Origin of the sequence: Arthrobacter sp. BL-252-APC-1A, from assembly GCF_009696625.1 — a bacterium.
Lineage (GTDB): Bacteria > Actinomycetota > Actinomycetes > Actinomycetales > Micrococcaceae > Arthrobacter_B.
This window is the reverse complement of record NZ_VULS01000001.1, coordinates 538,266-552,185: the sequence shown is the minus strand read 5'-3', so window position 1 is coordinate 552,185 and position 13,920 is coordinate 538,266. Positions and strand designations below refer to the sequence as shown.

Sequence of the window (13,920 nt, the reverse complement as noted above, 5' to 3'; positions counted from 1 at the left end):
GCGCCTGAAAGGAGATCCATGTCCTACCCCGCGACAAGCCGCGAAATCCAGCTCGCTTCCCGTCCCGAGGGGTGGCCCGCCGACGAGAACTTCCGGCTGGCCGAAGCGAAGGTTCCGGAACTGCAGGACGGACAGATCCTGGTCCGCAACACGCTGATGTCCGTGGACCCGTACATGCGCGGCCGCATGAACGACGCGAAGTCCTACGTCCCCCCGTTCCAGCTCGGTGCTCCGCTGGACGGCGGTGCCATAGGGGAGGTCGTTGAATCCCGTGCGGGGACCCACAAGGCGGGGGACACCGTCCTTCACAACCTCGGCTGGCGTGAATACGCTGTCCTGGATGCCAGGCGTGCCCGGGTCATTGACACCGGGATTGCCCCTGCCAGCGCATACCTTGGCGCCATGGGCCTCACCGGCCTGACCGCCTGGGCGGGCCTGACCAAGGTAGCCGGTTTCCGTGAGGGTGACGCAGTCTTCGTCTCCGGCGCGGCAGGAGCAGTCGGCTCGATCGCCGGACAGATCGCCAAGGCACTGGGGGCCAGCCGTGTCATCGGCAGTGCCGGTTCAGCCGAAAAGGTCCAGCGGCTCCGGGAGCTCGGCTTCGATGCCGCCTTCAATTACCACGACGGCCCGGTCAGGGACCAGCTGAAAGCAGCCGCAGAAGGCAACGGGATTGATGTCTACTTCGACAACGTCGGCGGAGACCACCTCGAGGCCGCGATTTCCGTCCTGAACAAGTACGGACGCGTGGCTATGTGCGGAGCCATCTCGGCCTACAACAGCACCGAACCGCAGTGCGCTCCCCGCAACCTGTTCCAGGCGATCGGCAAGGAACTGACTCTCCGCGGTTTCATCGCCAGCAGTTACAACGAGTACGCCGGTCAGTTCGCGGAACTCATGGCCGGCTGGCTTCGGGACGGAAAGGTCAGCTACGACGAGACGTTCGTGGACGGACTTGCAAACGCACCGCAGGCATTCATCGACCTGATGAAGGGCGCCAACACGGGCAAGATGGTGGTCCGGCTTTCCTAGCGGTTCGCCCTGCGCGTCCGGGCCGTGAACAGGCTGGCGGCTTCCTCCGCTGCTTCAAGGAGCTGCTTCGCAGAGGCCTCCCAGTCGTATTCCGCGGCCCGGACCAATCCGGCAGCTGATGCTTTCCTCCAGCGCTCCGGGTCTGAGAGGCGCCGGACCGCACCGGCAAACTCCTGCGGACTGTCCGGATCCACCAGCAGGGCCGCTCCGCCGGAAACCTCCCGGAAGATGGGTGTGTCTGCGGCAATGACCGGCGTACCCGTCGCCATCGATTCGATGATGGGCAGCCCGTAGCCCTCAGCCTTGGAAAGGGTAACGAGCGCCGTGGCGCGGCGAAGCAGGGCATCATATTCCGCGTCGGTGACCCCGTTATGGAACACCACCCGGTCAGGATCCGCCGTCAGCGCGGCCAGTTCGGCCTGGCGCTGCGGCGGGATCCGGCTCAGGAGGTGCAGTGTGTAGCCCGGCAGGGAATCCACCGCCCGGACGATGGTCTCCACGTTCTTGTAGGGCATAAAGGAACCCATGTAGAGCAGCGTCTTCTCCGGCGGCCGGGAAACGTCCCGCGGAACCGTACCCGGCTGGGGTGCGTTGGAAACCATCCGCACCGGCCGGCGGGTCAGGCTGTGCCGGGCCATCAGATCCCGGGTTGTCCGGCTAATCGTGGCAACCACGTCGGCCCGGTTAAGCAGCAGGCGCTGCGGCCAGTAAGCCAGGTGGTACAAACGCCATAGCAGGCGCACGGGCAGCGGCAGGAATCCAGGCGGCGTCGGGTTCTGGTAGTAGATCAGGTCATGGAGGGTCAGGATCAGCGGGTACCGCCTGCCCCACGTTCCCATGGTCTGCATGGGACACACCACGACGTCGGCTCCAAGCCGGTTGATCCGTCCGGCCACAAAAAGCTCGGCAGGGGAGAGCGGGGAGTTGATCTTCGTCCAGGGCACAGCCGGCAGGAGCGCCAGCTGGCGCTCGTCGCTGATCAGCATCCGAACGTCCGCATGGCGGGAAACGGCTTCGATCAGGCTCGCTCCGTAGCGGCTGATGCCGTCGTGCTGGTCAGTGCGGGTGAAACGGGCGTCAAAGACGATTCTCATGCGCTGTGGTGCCTCCGGTCCAGGAAATCGGTGATCAGGGCCGCTGCGGCATCCGGTGCTTCGTAGTGAACCAGGTGGCCGACCCCCTCCAGGATCTCGAGTTCGCCGTCGGGCACCAGTTCCGCGAGGCGCCGCTGGGCAGGAACGGATCCCAGGTCATCCCGGTCTGCAGCAATCAGAAGCACAGGCATGCGCAGCCGGGCAGCGGAGTCCCGAACGGTTTCGGAAATGGAGGACCGGAACGCTTCCAGCACGACGGCGCGGGACGCGAAGGCGCTGAAGTAGGCATCATGCTGGGCATGGATCCAGCGGCGCAGCCCGGGGTTGCGGGTCTTGGCCATCAGTACGCTCATGCCGCGGACGATCAGCGGGTTGGCCAGCAGGGCACGGCCCGGTTTCTCCGGAAGTTTTGCTGCGGCCAGGTAGTACAGTTCCGCGAGCTTGCTGGTGAAACCCTTCGGACCCTCCAGGGCAGGCTCGCAGATGGGGTTGACCAGGACGAGCTCGCTTATGAGTTCCGGGTGTTCCGCGGCGGTCCGCGCGGCGATGATGGAGCCGAATGAGTGCCCCAGCAGGACGGTGTCCGGCCCCAGGTCCAGGGCAGTGAAAGCCGAACGCACAAAGCCGGCGTAGGCGGCGGCGTCGTGCGTTCCCGGCAGGACAGCCCCCTGCCCGAATCCGGGGAGGTCAGGCAGGATCACCCGGTTGTTGGGGAGGGCTTCCACCAGCCGAAGCAGTCCGTGATGGTCGCCGCGGAAGCCGTGGACCATAAAGACCACCGGACCGGCGGGGGTAGCCGCGGGGAAATCCCAGAAGCGCTGTGCGGTGCCTTCAATGGGGATGGTCCTCACTGTGGCCTGCCGTTCGAAGGGTGCAGGGCCCGTGCCGGCGCTGCCGCGGCGGGGAAGGCGGAACAGCTGCACTAGTTCACCTCTGCGGGATTGGAGCCGGTCCTGCGCCCTGAATCCAGCCCGTCCAGGACTGCGGCGTGCTCAGGCTCCAGTTCGAAGGAGAAGATGTCCAGATTTGCGCTCATCCTGTCTTCGCTGCTGGCCTTCGGAATCACGGTATGCCCTGCCTGGACGTGCCAGCGCAGCACCACCTGTGCGGCAGTGCGGCCTATGCTGTTCGCGATCTCCACCACTGCCGGATCCTCAAGGACGGCGCCGCGGCCCAGCGGGCTCCAGGCCACCGTGCGGATTCCGTGGGCTTCGTGGAAGGACCGCAGTTCCTTCTGTGCGAGCCACGGATGGAGTTCAACCTGGTTCACGGCCGGGACGACTGCCGCGCTGTCCAGCAGCTCCTCAAGGTGCCCGCGGTTGAAGTTGGAGACGCCAATGGCGCGGACCCGGCCGGATGCATACAGCTCCTCAAGGGCCTTGTAGGTCTGGAGGAACAGTCCGCGGTCCGGGCACGGCCAGTGAATCAGGTAAAGGTCCAGGTACTCGAAGCCAAGCTTTGCCATGGACACGTCAAACGCGCGCAGCGCGGCATCATAACCGTGATCCGTGTTCCAGACCTTGGATGTCACGAAGAGGTCTTCCCGGACCACATGGCCGTTGTCCGTGAAGTTGCGGACTGCTTTGCCCACCCCTTCTTCGTTGCCGTAAAGGGCCGCCGTATCAATGTGGCGGTAGCCGGTGGAAAGCGCCGCGCTCACCAGCGGGGCGGTGTCCTGCGGGGGCACCTTGTAGGTTCCGTAGCCGGCCTGGTCCATAAGTACGCCGTTGTTCAGTGTCAGTTTTGGTGCCGGGTCCATGGAGTAACTCTACCGAGATGAGCCGGGCGTGCGCTCCCGTGATGGCGCGTGTAGCGTGAAGAGCCTGTAAACGCCCCCTGACAAGCAGTTTTCCCAAAGTCATGGTGTTTATCGAAAAAGATTGATTCCATAGAGCCTTACGACGGTGCGCGCAGCACACGGCGCGGAAAAGGACACGGGATGCATGGAAACATGTCCGGCGCTCTTTGACTGGCACTCGACGCAGGTCCAACATCACTCAATATCCCAATGCACCAATGAGAAACTAACGGATCGGAGGAGTCGATGGTGACTCTAGGAGAGGTTTTTGTCAGCGAGATGCTGGGTACGGCAGCGCTGATAGTTCTGGGCTGCGGCGTAGTCGCCAACGTTGCCCTGGGCAAAACCAAAGGCAACGGCGGCGGCTTCCTGATGGTCAACTGGGGCTGGGGGCTCGGCGTCTTTGCCGGTGTCTACCTCTCAGTGATGTCGGGTGCGCACATCAACCCCGCAGTGACCGTGGGCGTCATCACCGGCGGCGCGGAAGAATTCGTGCCCGGCGTGGCAGTAACCATCGGATCCACCCTCACCTATTTCGGCGGCCAGATGCTCGGCGCCGTCATCGGCGCCTTTGTCGCCTGGCTGGCCTACAAGAAGCAGTTCGACGAAGAGCCCGATCCCGCGAACATCCTGGGTGTGTTCTCCACCGGTCCCGCAATCCGCTCCTACGGCTGGAACGTCGTCACGGAAGTCGTCGGCACGTTCATTCTGGTCTTCGTGATTGTCGCCTTCGCCGGAACACCCTCGGGGCTCGGCCCGCTCGCGGTTGGCCTGCTGGTGGTCGGTATTGGCGCCTCACTTGGCGGCCCCACCGGGTACGCCATCAACCCCGCCCGTGACCTTGGCCCCCGCATCGTCCACGCCCTGCTGCCCATCCGGAACAAGGGCAACAGCGACTGGGCCTACTCCTGGGTTCCGGTCGTCGGACCGCTCATCGGCGGCGCACTGGGCGGCTGGGCCGGCGGTTTTATTCCGCTGCCGGACCTCTAATCGTTACTGCGTCCGCAAAGACCTAAGACCTCAAAGGAGAGACCCACGTGACCGACAGCAAACAGCAGTACGTGATTGCAATCGACCAGGGCACCACCAGCAGCCGGGCGATTGTCTTCGATCACGACGGCAAGATCGTTTCCACCGGCCAGAAGGAACACGAGCAGATATTCCCGCGCGCCGGCTGGGTCGAGCACGACCCGATGGAAATCTGGACCAACGTCCGCGAGGTCGTCGGCACTGCGCTTTCGAAGGCAAACCTGACGCGGCACGACATCGCGGCGGTCGGCATCACCAACCAGCGCGAGACCGCAGTGGTGTGGGACCGCAACACCGGCAAGCCCGTCTACAACGCAATCGTCTGGCAGGATACCCGGACCCAGCCGATCGTCGACGAGCTTGCCAGGGACGGCGGCCTGGAACGGTTCAAGGACACTGTTGGGCTGCCGCTGGCCACCTACTTCTCCGGCACCAAGATCAAGTGGATCCTGGACAACGTCGAGGGTGCCCGCGAGAAGGCCGAGAACGGTGACCTGATGTTCGGCAACACCGACTCGTGGGTGACCTGGAACCTGACCGGCGGCACCGACGGCGGCGTGCACATCACTGACGTCTCCAACGCCTCCCGGACCATGTTCATGGACCTGGACACCCTGACCTGGGACCAGTCGATCCTCGACGTCTTCGGTGTCCCTGCGTCCATGCTTCCGGAAATCCGATCCTCCTCCGAGATCTACGGCAAGGTGCACGGCTCCCAGCTGCTGCGAGAGACTCCGGTTGCGGGCATCCTCGGTGATCAGCAGGCTGCAACCTTCGGCCAGGCCGCCTTCGGCGTCGGCGATGCCAAGAACACCTACGGCACCGGCAACTTCCTCATCTTCAACACCGGTGAGGAAAAGGTGATGTCCGAGAACGGACTGCTCACCACCGTCGCGTACAAGATTGGCGATGCCGCACCGGTGTACGCACTCGAAGGCTCGATTGCCGTGACCGGTTCGCTGGTCCAGTGGCTGCGGGACAACCTTGGCATCATCAAGAGCGCGCCGGAAATCGAGAAGCTCGCCAGTGCCGTGGAAGACAACGGCGGCGTCTACATTGTCCCGGCGTTCTCCGGCCTGTTCGCACCGCACTGGCGTTCCGACGCCCGCGGCGCAATCGTGGGACTGACCCGGTTCGTGAACAAGAACCACATTGCCCGCGCAGCCCTGGAAGCCACGGCATTCCAGACCCGCGAGGTGCTGGACGCAGTCAACGCCGATTCCGGTGTTCCGCTCACTGAAATGCGGGTCGACGGCGGCATGGTCGCCAATGATGCGCTGATGCAGTTCCAGGCCGACATCCTGGGCGTGGACGTCGTCCGCCCCGAGGTTGTGGAGACCACCGCACTCGGTGCCGCCTACGCGGCCGGACTGGCGGTCGGGTTCTGGAAGAACACCGACGAGCTGGCTGCCAACTGGAACGAAGGCAAGCGCTGGACGCCGAACATGGACGAGTCCGAGCGTGAGCGGCAGATGCGCCTCTGGAGCAAGGCCGTGACCCGGACGTTCGACTGGGTTGACGAGGACGTGCTCTAGCGCAGGACGCCAGGCCTCCCGGCCGGAACAAGCCGCTCCCGGATCAACGGATCCGGGAGCGGCTTTTTGCGTATGGGTCCTGGGTGTGTTGCGTTTGACCTGCGGGAACACCGCCCGGTAGCGTGCTGGCAGCATCAATGTGATGCGCATCACACAGAAGCGGGTCGCAGTGGCAGCTACAGCAGGTACAAACGAGGTCCGCACGGCGAGGCATCCGCTGCCGGTAGCGGTAATAGGTGCCGGCCCCAGCGGGCTGGCTGCCATGCGTGCCCTGTCCAAACGCGGACTCGGCGTCGTTGGCTTCGAGGCGCACAGCGACGTCGGCGGGCTGTGGAACATCTCGAACCCCTCCAGCACGGTGTACGAGTCCGCCCACCTGATCTCCTCCCGGACCACCACAGAATTCGCCGAGTTTCCGATGCCGGAGGGCACACCGGACTATCCGGGCCACCGGCACCTGCTGGAGTACTTCCGTGCGTACGCAGGACACTTCGGGCTCACCGGCCGGATCCGGTTTGGCACCCGGGTCACCGCAGCCTTCCAAACGGACGACGGCGGCTGGGAAGTGACGTGGGAGGGGCCGGAGGGTGCGGGAAGCGGCCGGTTCAGCGCCGTCGTCGTCGCGTCCGGCACCTTGCACACCCCGTACCTGCCGGCTTTCCGGGGAGAATTCTCCGGGGAAATCCGCCATTCGGCGCAGTACAAGGAAGCCGTGGAGCTGGCCGGCAAACGGGTGCTGGTTGTGGGTGCCGGAAACAGCGGCTGCGACATAGCCGTGGACGCCGTGCACCATGCCGCTGCCGTGGATATCAGCGTCCGCCGCGGCTACTACTTTGTGCCGAAATACGTTTTTGGCCGGCCCACGGACACCCTGAACCAGGGCAAACCCCTGCCGCGGCCGCTCAAGCAGTTCCTGGACAAGCGCCTGCTGCGCATGTTCACGGGAGACCCTGCCCGTTTCGGCTTCCCGAAGCCTGACTACCGGATCTACGAATCCCATCCCGTGGTCAACTCCCTGGTCCTGCATCACCTGGGCCACGGCGACCTGTCCGTCAAGCCGGACATCGACCGGCTGGAGGGTTCCACCGTCCATTTTCGGGACGGCACGTCGGGGGAGTACGACCTGCTGCTCTGCGCCACCGGCTATGTGCTCAGCTATCCGTTCCTGGCCCCGGACCTGCTGGGCTGGACCGGGGCCTCACCCCAGCTGTACCTGAACATTTTCAGCCGCCAGGCGGAGAACCTGATGGTGGTGGGGATGGTTGAAGCCTCCGGGCTGGGCTGGGAAGGCAGATACCGCCAGGCCGAGCTGGTGGCAGCCTATCTCGCCGCGAAGCAGGAAAAGGCGGAGGTGGCCGCCGCGTTCGACGCCGCTGTCAGCGGGCCGTCCCCGGATGTCACGGGCGGCTACCGCTATCTGGGACTGGACCGGATGAGCTACTACGTGAACAAGGATGCCTACCGGGCGGAGCTTGAGGCGCACCTTGACACGCTGGCAGCGCCGGCGGGCGCTTCCGTTCCCGCGCCGGCGGAGGTGAACCGCTGATGCCCATCGACGACGTCATACTCAACTTTTCTCCCGGCTCGCTGGTGATCCTGAACGTGGTTTTGGCCGTGATCATCCTGGGCATTGCCCTGGAGGTCCGTCCCGCCGACTTCCGCACAGTCGCCCGGAGCCCCAAGGCCATCCTGCTGGGCATTGCCGCGCAGTACCTGCTTTTGCCTGCGGTGACCGTGGGAATTGCACTGGCGCTGCAGGTTCCGGCCTCGATTGCCCTGGGCATGATCCTGGTGGCCTGCTGCCCGCCGGGCGGTATTTCGAACGTGCTGACCCACCGGGCGCACGGCGATGTGGCGCTGTCCGCGTCCATGACCGCCGTGTCCAACCTGGTGGCGATCATCGTGATGCCGCTCAACGTGGCCTTCTGGGCCGCGCTGAGCCCGTCCACGAACTCCCTGATGCGCGACTTTTCCCTGGACCGGGGCGGAATGCTGGTCCAGGTCCTGCTGATCATAGGAGTCCCGTTTGCGCTGGGCATGCCGCTCGCCCGCCGCTTTCCCGAGCTCACGGACCGGCTGCGGCCCTGGGTGCAGCGGATCGGACTGGTGGCGCTGCTGGCGTTCATCGTTGCCGGAACCGCCAGCAACCTTGGCCCCCTGCGCGAGCACCTCGGCACCATCTTCCTGGTGGTAGCCCTGCACGACGCCGTTGCGCTGGCCGTTGGATACTGGGCAGCCGCGGCCGTTCGGCTGAATGAAGCCAGCCGGCGGGCGGTGACGTTTGAGGTTGGTGCCCGCAACACCGGACTGGGACTGGGACTCACCCTGACCTTCTTCTCCGGGCTGGGCGGGATGGCCATGGTCGCTGCCTGGTGGGGGATCTGGGACATCCTGGCCGGCCTCGCCCTGGCCGCGTGGTGGCGCCGGCGTGATGCCCGGAAAGCCGCCAGGGCACAGGAGGCTGCACTGTGAACCGGGTATGCGTGACCGGAGGCAACGGCTTCCTGGGCAGCGCCGTCGTGTCCCGGCTGGCGGCAGACCCTGCAGTGAGCCACGTCCTGAGCCTGGACCTCCGGGAGCCCTCGGCTGAGCGGAAGGTTGACGGCGTGGTGTACGCGCTGGCGGACGTCTGCTCCCCGGACGTTTCCAAGGATCTGCAGAAGCACCGGATCGACACCGTGGTCCACTTGGCGGCGATCGTGAATCCCGGCAGGGACACCACCCGGGAGCAGGAGTACCGCGTCGATGTTACCGGGACGCAGAACGTACTGGCCGCCTGCCTTGAATCAGGCGTGAAGCACGTTGTCATCTCATCCTCCGGCGCCGCCTACGGCTACCACGCAGACAACGCCCCGTGGCTGAACGAGTCCCACCCGCTGCGCGGCAATGACGAGTTTGGCTATTCCCGGCACAAACGCCTGGTCGAGGAGGAACTGGCCCGGCTGCGCACTGAGCACCCGGAACTGCGGCAGACCATCTTCCGGATCGGAACGATCCTGGGGGAGCGGGTCCGGAACCAGATCACGGCGCTGTTCGATGCGCCTCGGCTGCTGCGGGTGGCCGGCAGCGAGTCGCCGTTCGTCTTTATCTGGGACCAGGACGTCGCTGATGCCATGGCACAGGCCGTGATCACCGGACGCAGCGGGATCTTCAACGTGGCCGGCGACGGCGCCCTCACCGTCCGCGAGATCGCGGGGCTTCTGGGGAAACGGACACTGACGGTTCCCGCTCAGCTCCTGGCAGCCGGTCTCTGGGCGGGGCAAAAGCTGAAACTCACGGTGCACGGTCCGGAGCAGCTGCGGTTCCTGCGCTACCGTCCGGTCCTGGACAACACGGCCCTGAAACACGAGTTCGGCTTCACTCCCACGCGAACCAGCAGGGAAGCCTTCCTCGAGTTCAGGAAAGCGCGGGAGGCCGCCGGCGCCCGGCAACGATGACGACGCCGCTGCCGGCCGCAGTGGATTGCGCGGCCGGCAGCGGATCCGCGGAAAGTGCTAGAAGTAGCTCACACCATTTGTCTTGAAGGGCAGCCCCAGCCCGCCGGCCACTTCCGCCACAACCTCGGGGCAAAAGAAGTACCACTTTAGTTCCGCGACCAGCGGGGCCCCGAAGGCCGGCCGCACCCGCAGGACGTCCGAGACCACCTCCGATGCCCCGGGGACATTCTTCTGCCGCTCCCACATCAGGATAATGTCCTCCCCGTCGAAGTGGTGGACTGTTGACCTGTGGATCTCGGCGGCATCCGGACCGAACGTGTCCGTCAGGGATCCGGCACGGATTTCCCCGTGTCCGGTTTCAGTGGCGTTGCCAACCACCTCGGACCGTCCGCTTGCCAGGAACAGGGACACCATGGCGTCAATGTCGTAGGCGTTGAACGCCGCGGCCAGCCGGCGCAGCAGCGCCTGGTGTCCGGGATGCCGGCCAGCGGCCCGCGGGCCGGGTGCCAAGGTTTCGGGGGAGGGTCCTGCAGAGTCCGTACGCGCCGCCCGCAGCGTGGTCCGGCCGCGGTGCAGGGCGGACTTGACGGCGCCGGGAGTCGTCTCCAGCATCCCGGCAATCTCGGCGAGGGAATAGGAGAACACATCCTTGAGGACCACACACGCCCGTTCCCGGGGAGGCAGCAGGTGCAGCAGCTGACGCAGTGCGGACTCCACTGCAAGGGCTGCCAGCGGATCCTCGGCCCCGTCATCAGGAAGGTCAAGGGCGGATTCTGTCCACTCAAGGGTCACCCGGCCGCTGCGGCGCAGTGAGTCGATCCACGTGTTCGTGGCGATACGGACAAGCCATGCCTGGGTATTGCGGATCGGCTCATACCGCTGCGATGCTTCCGCAAGGGCCTTCGTCAGGGTCTCCTGCAGCAGGTCCTCGGCGTCCCACACGGTGGGGGTCAGGCTGCGGCAGTAGGCGTACACCGAAGCCCGGACCGGTTCCAATGCCACCAGGAAATCTCGGCGGGCCTGCCGCAGGTCCACCCTGTTTTCTGCCAAAGCCTGCGTTTCGCCTGCCGCGCAGGCTTCGAAGTCCGTTCCCGCTGTCATTACACATCCCCTCGCTCTCCCGCCCAAGGCGGTGCCTGATAAAAAGCATGGCACCGTGCCATGCCCTTACCGGGTAGACGCACAGACAGGCCCAAAAGATACGCCGTAGCAGGCAGCGTCCGCAGCAGGGCTGAAGCGCAGGCGGGATCTGCGGATGTCCGGACCGTTACAGCCCTGTGGCGGGCACCGCCGTCGGGCGCTGCCTGTTGTAAAGTGGAGAAATGACCGCATTGCTCCTCCTTAGATAGCCGCGTTTGTATCAAACGCGGCAGCCCCTTGCATCTGACGAGGGGCTTTTGTGTGTCTGGGGAAGAGTCAACAGCGCAGGCGGAACCGGCAGCACGCCGGAGTCCGCGGATCACCAGGATTTTCTTGAGGACAGAGGCGAAGCATAGTGAGCACGCAGTCACAGACTGACCAGTCGGAAGAGGCCGTATACAGTTTCGCGGCCATGGAGAAGAAGTGGCCGGCTGTCTGGGACGACCTTGGCGTTTTCACCCCGGCCGACGACGGATCGAAGGAACGCCGCTACGTCCTGGACATGTTCCCCTACCCGTCCGGCGACCTGCACATGGGCCACGCTGAAGCGTTCGCCATGGGAGACGTGGTTGCCCGCTACTGGCGCCAGCTCGGTTTCGATGTGCTGCACCCGATCGGCTGGGACTCCTTTGGCCTGCCCGCTGAGAACGCCGCGATCAAGCACAACGCCCACCCCAGCGAGTGGACGTACCGCAACATCGACACCCAGGCCGGCTCCTTCAAGCGCTACGCGATCAGCGTTGACTGGTCCCGCCGCCTGCACACTTCGGACCCGGAGTACTACCGCTGGACCCAGTGGCTGTTCACCCGTTTCTACGACCGGGGCCTGGCCTACCGTAAGAACTCCCCGGTCAACTGGTGCCCGAAGGACCAGACCGTGCTGGCCAACGAGCAGGTCGTCAACGGCGCCTGCGAACGCTGCGGCACCCAGGTCACCAAGAAGGCCCTGAACCAGTGGTATTTCAAGATCACCGACTACGCCGACCGCCTGCTGGACGACATGGAGCAGCTCAAGGGCCACTGGCCTGAGCGCGTGCTGGCCATGCAGAAGAACTGGATCGGCCGTTCCGAGGGTGCACACGTCCGGTTCGCCATCGAGGCTGCCGGGAACAAGCCCGAAGAGCAGGTCACCGTCTTCACCACCCGCCCGGACACCCTGTACGGAGCAACGTTCTTCGTAGTGGCAGCGGATGCACCGCTGGCACTGGACCTGGTCGATGACGAGCACCGCGACGCGCTGCTGCAGTACCGCGAGGACGTCAAGGCGCTCTCCGACATCGAACGCCAGGCCACCGACCGCACAAAGACCGGTGTCTTCACCGGCCGGTACGCGATCAACCCGCTCAACGGCGAAAAGCTGCCGGTCTGGGCAGCCGACTACGTGCTGGCCGACTACGGGACCGGTGCGATCATGGCCGTGCCCGCGCACGACCAGCGAGACCTGGACTTCGCCCGCACCTTCGACCTGCCCGTCCGTGCGGTCCTGGATACCGGCGAAGAAGATCCTGCCGTTTCCGGCACCGCCACCACCGGCGAGGGCACCCTGGTGAACTCCGGTGAGCTGAACGGCCTGCCGAAGTCCGAAGCCATTCCCGCGGCAGTCCGCATCCTGGAAGAAAAGGGCACCGGCGAGAAGTTCGTGAACTTCCGCCTGCGCGACTGGCTGCTCTCCCGCCAGCGGTTTTGGGGCACCCCGATCCCGATCATCCACTGCGAAAAGTGCGGCGAAGTACCGGTTCCCGATGACCAGCTGCCTGTCACCCTGCCCACCGGGCTGAAGGGCGAGGCGCTGGCTCCCAAGGGCACCTCCCCGCTGGCTTCCGTGGAAGAGTGGGTCAACGTTTCCTGCCCGTCCTGCGGCGGCGCAGCCAAGCGCGACACCGATACCATGGATACCTTCGTGGACTCCTCCTGGTACTTCATGCGCTTCGTTTCCCCGCACTTCACCGAGGGACCGTTCGATCCCGAAGCCGTGCGGAACTGGATGCCGGTGGGGCAGTACGTGGGCGGCGTCGAGCACGCTATCCTCCACCTGCTCTACTCCCGGTTCTTCACCAAGGTGGTCAAGGACATGGGCCTGATCGAGGCCGATGAACCCTTCACCGCACTGCTGAACCAGGGCCAGGTCCTCAACGGCGGCAAGGCAATGTCCAAGTCACTGGGCAACGGCGTTGACCTAGGCGAACAGCTGGACAAGTACGGCGTTGACGCCGTGCGCCTGACCATGGTCTTTGCTTCCCCGCCGGAAGACGACGTGGACTGGGCGGACGTCTCGCCGTCGGGCTCCGCCAAGTTCCTGGCCCGCGCCTGGCGCCTGGGCCAGGACGTTGCCTCCGAGCCCGGTGTGGATTTCACCTCCGGGGACAAGAAGCTGCGTTCCGTAACCCACCGGACGATTGCCGACGCGACGGAACTGCTGGACGCCGGCAAGTTCAACGTGGTGATCGCCAAGCTGATGGAGCTGGTCAACGCGACGCGCAAGATGATCGATTCGGGCGCTGGCGCCTCCGATCCGGCTGTCCGCGAAGCTGCCGAGGCCGTTGCCGTCATCCTGAGCCTCTTCGCCCCGTACACGGCCGAAGATCTCTGGAACACGCTGGGCCACCCGGCATCGGTCGCCAACGCGGGCTGGCCCGCAGTGGATTCCTCGCTGCTCGTGGAGGACACCGTCACTGCGATCGTCCAGGTCAAGGGCAAGGTCCGTGACCGGCTGGAGGTTCCCGCGGATATCACCGAGGACGCGCTGCGTGAACTGGCGCTGGCTTCGGAGCAGGTGCAGAAGACGCTCGACGGCGCCGGCATCCGCACCATCATTGTGAAGGCACCCAAGCTCGTGAACATCGTGCCTGCCTAGC

Annotated in this window: 11 protein-coding genes; 7 read left to right on the top strand and 4 right to left on the bottom strand. The window is 65.2% G+C overall.

The window, feature by feature from the left end:
• Nucleotides 1-18 precede the first annotated feature (18 nt).
• A complete protein-coding gene (locus FYJ28_RS02545; protein ID WP_055241009.1) occupies nucleotides 19-1,032 on the top strand; it encodes an NADP-dependent oxidoreductase in 1,014 nt (337 codons plus the stop codon).
• Here the strand turns inward: FYJ28_RS02545 and FYJ28_RS02540 are convergent.
• Genes FYJ28_RS02540 through FYJ28_RS02530 form a run of 3 tightly spaced genes read right to left on the bottom strand, consistent with a single transcriptional unit; the run spans nucleotide 1,029 to nucleotide 3,885 of the window.
• Entirely contained in the window at nucleotides 1,029-2,126 is a 1,098-nt protein-coding gene (locus FYJ28_RS02540; RefSeq protein WP_154578137.1) for a glycosyltransferase family 4 protein, read from the bottom strand. The genes FYJ28_RS02545 and FYJ28_RS02540 overlap by 4 nt on opposite strands.
• Nucleotides 2,123-3,049, bottom strand: coding sequence for an alpha/beta fold hydrolase (locus FYJ28_RS02535; protein WP_235472073.1), 927 nt, complete (start codon nucleotides 3,047-3,049; stop codon nucleotides 2,123-2,125). Before FYJ28_RS02535 ends, FYJ28_RS02540 begins: the two co-directional genes overlap by 4 nt.
• Complete coding sequence (locus FYJ28_RS02530; RefSeq protein ID WP_154578136.1) at nucleotides 3,049-3,885, bottom strand: aldo/keto reductase; 837 nt, start codon at nucleotides 3,883-3,885, stop codon at nucleotides 3,049-3,051. The genes FYJ28_RS02535 and FYJ28_RS02530 overlap by 1 nt, the downstream gene beginning before the upstream one ends.
• 288 nt (nucleotides 3,886-4,173) lie before the next feature.
• On the opposite strand from FYJ28_RS02530, the gene FYJ28_RS02525 reads away from it, so the two are divergent.
• From FYJ28_RS02525 to FYJ28_RS02505, 5 genes are all read left to right on the top strand, one after another.
• A complete protein-coding gene (locus FYJ28_RS02525; protein WP_326831459.1) occupies nucleotides 4,174-4,914 on the top strand; it encodes an MIP/aquaporin family protein in 741 nt (246 codons plus the stop codon).
• 47 nt (nucleotides 4,915-4,961) lie between these two features.
• Nucleotides 4,962-6,488: a glycerol kinase GlpK gene (gene glpK, locus FYJ28_RS02520; RefSeq protein WP_055241012.1), complete on the top strand. Its 1,527-nt coding sequence runs from the start codon at nucleotides 4,962-4,964 to the stop codon at nucleotides 6,486-6,488.
• Between the two features lie 142 nt (nucleotides 6,489-6,630).
• A complete protein-coding gene (locus tag FYJ28_RS02515; protein ID WP_154578134.1) occupies nucleotides 6,631-8,034 on the top strand; it encodes a flavin-containing monooxygenase in 1,404 nt (467 codons plus the stop codon).
• Complete coding sequence (locus FYJ28_RS02510; protein WP_154578133.1) at nucleotides 8,034-8,960, top strand: bile acid:sodium symporter family protein; 927 nt, start codon at nucleotides 8,034-8,036, stop codon at nucleotides 8,958-8,960. Before FYJ28_RS02515 ends, FYJ28_RS02510 begins: the two co-directional genes overlap by 1 nt.
• Complete coding sequence (locus FYJ28_RS02505) at nucleotides 8,957-9,925, top strand: SDR family oxidoreductase (protein ID WP_326831458.1); 969 nt, start codon at nucleotides 8,957-8,959, stop codon at nucleotides 9,923-9,925. The genes FYJ28_RS02510 and FYJ28_RS02505 overlap by 4 nt, the downstream gene beginning before the upstream one ends.
• A gap of 57 nt (nucleotides 9,926-9,982) precedes the next feature.
• Here FYJ28_RS02505 and FYJ28_RS02500 read toward each other — a convergent pair whose 3' ends face one another.
• Nucleotides 9,983-11,026, bottom strand: a complete 1,044-nt coding sequence (locus FYJ28_RS02500; protein WP_055241015.1) for a sigma-70 family RNA polymerase sigma factor — start codon at nucleotides 11,024-11,026, stop codon at nucleotides 9,983-9,985.
• A gap of 391 nt (nucleotides 11,027-11,417) precedes the next feature.
• Between FYJ28_RS02500 and leuS the strand changes: the two genes are divergently transcribed.
• Nucleotides 11,418-13,919: a leucine--tRNA ligase gene (gene leuS, locus FYJ28_RS02495; RefSeq protein ID WP_442778565.1), complete on the top strand. Its 2,502-nt coding sequence runs from the start codon at nucleotides 11,418-11,420 to the stop codon at nucleotides 13,917-13,919.
• Nucleotide 13,920 lies beyond the last annotated feature (1 nt).

What these genes read in the sequence shown, in the direction of transcription:
- FYJ28_RS02545 (WP_055241009.1), top strand. Translation starts at nt 19, where the DNA reads ATGTCCTACCCCGCGACAAGCCGCGAAATCCAGCTCGCTTCCCGTCCC.
- FYJ28_RS02540 (WP_154578137.1), bottom strand. Translation starts at nt 2,126, where the DNA reads ATGAGAATCGTCTTTGACGCCCGTTTCACCCGCACTGACCAGCACGAC.
- FYJ28_RS02530 (WP_154578136.1), bottom strand. Translation starts at nt 3,885, where the DNA reads ATGGACCCGGCACCAAAACTGACACTGAACAACGGCGTACTTATGGAC.
- FYJ28_RS02515 (WP_154578134.1), top strand. Translation starts at nt 6,631, where the DNA reads ATGCGCATCACACAGAAGCGGGTCGCAGTGGCAGCTACAGCAGGTACA.
- FYJ28_RS02510 (WP_154578133.1), top strand. Translation starts at nt 8,034, where the DNA reads ATGCCCATCGACGACGTCATACTCAACTTTTCTCCCGGCTCGCTGGTG.
- FYJ28_RS02500 (WP_055241015.1), bottom strand. Translation starts at nt 11,026, where the DNA reads ATGACAGCGGGAACGGACTTCGAAGCCTGCGCGGCAGGCGAAACGCAG.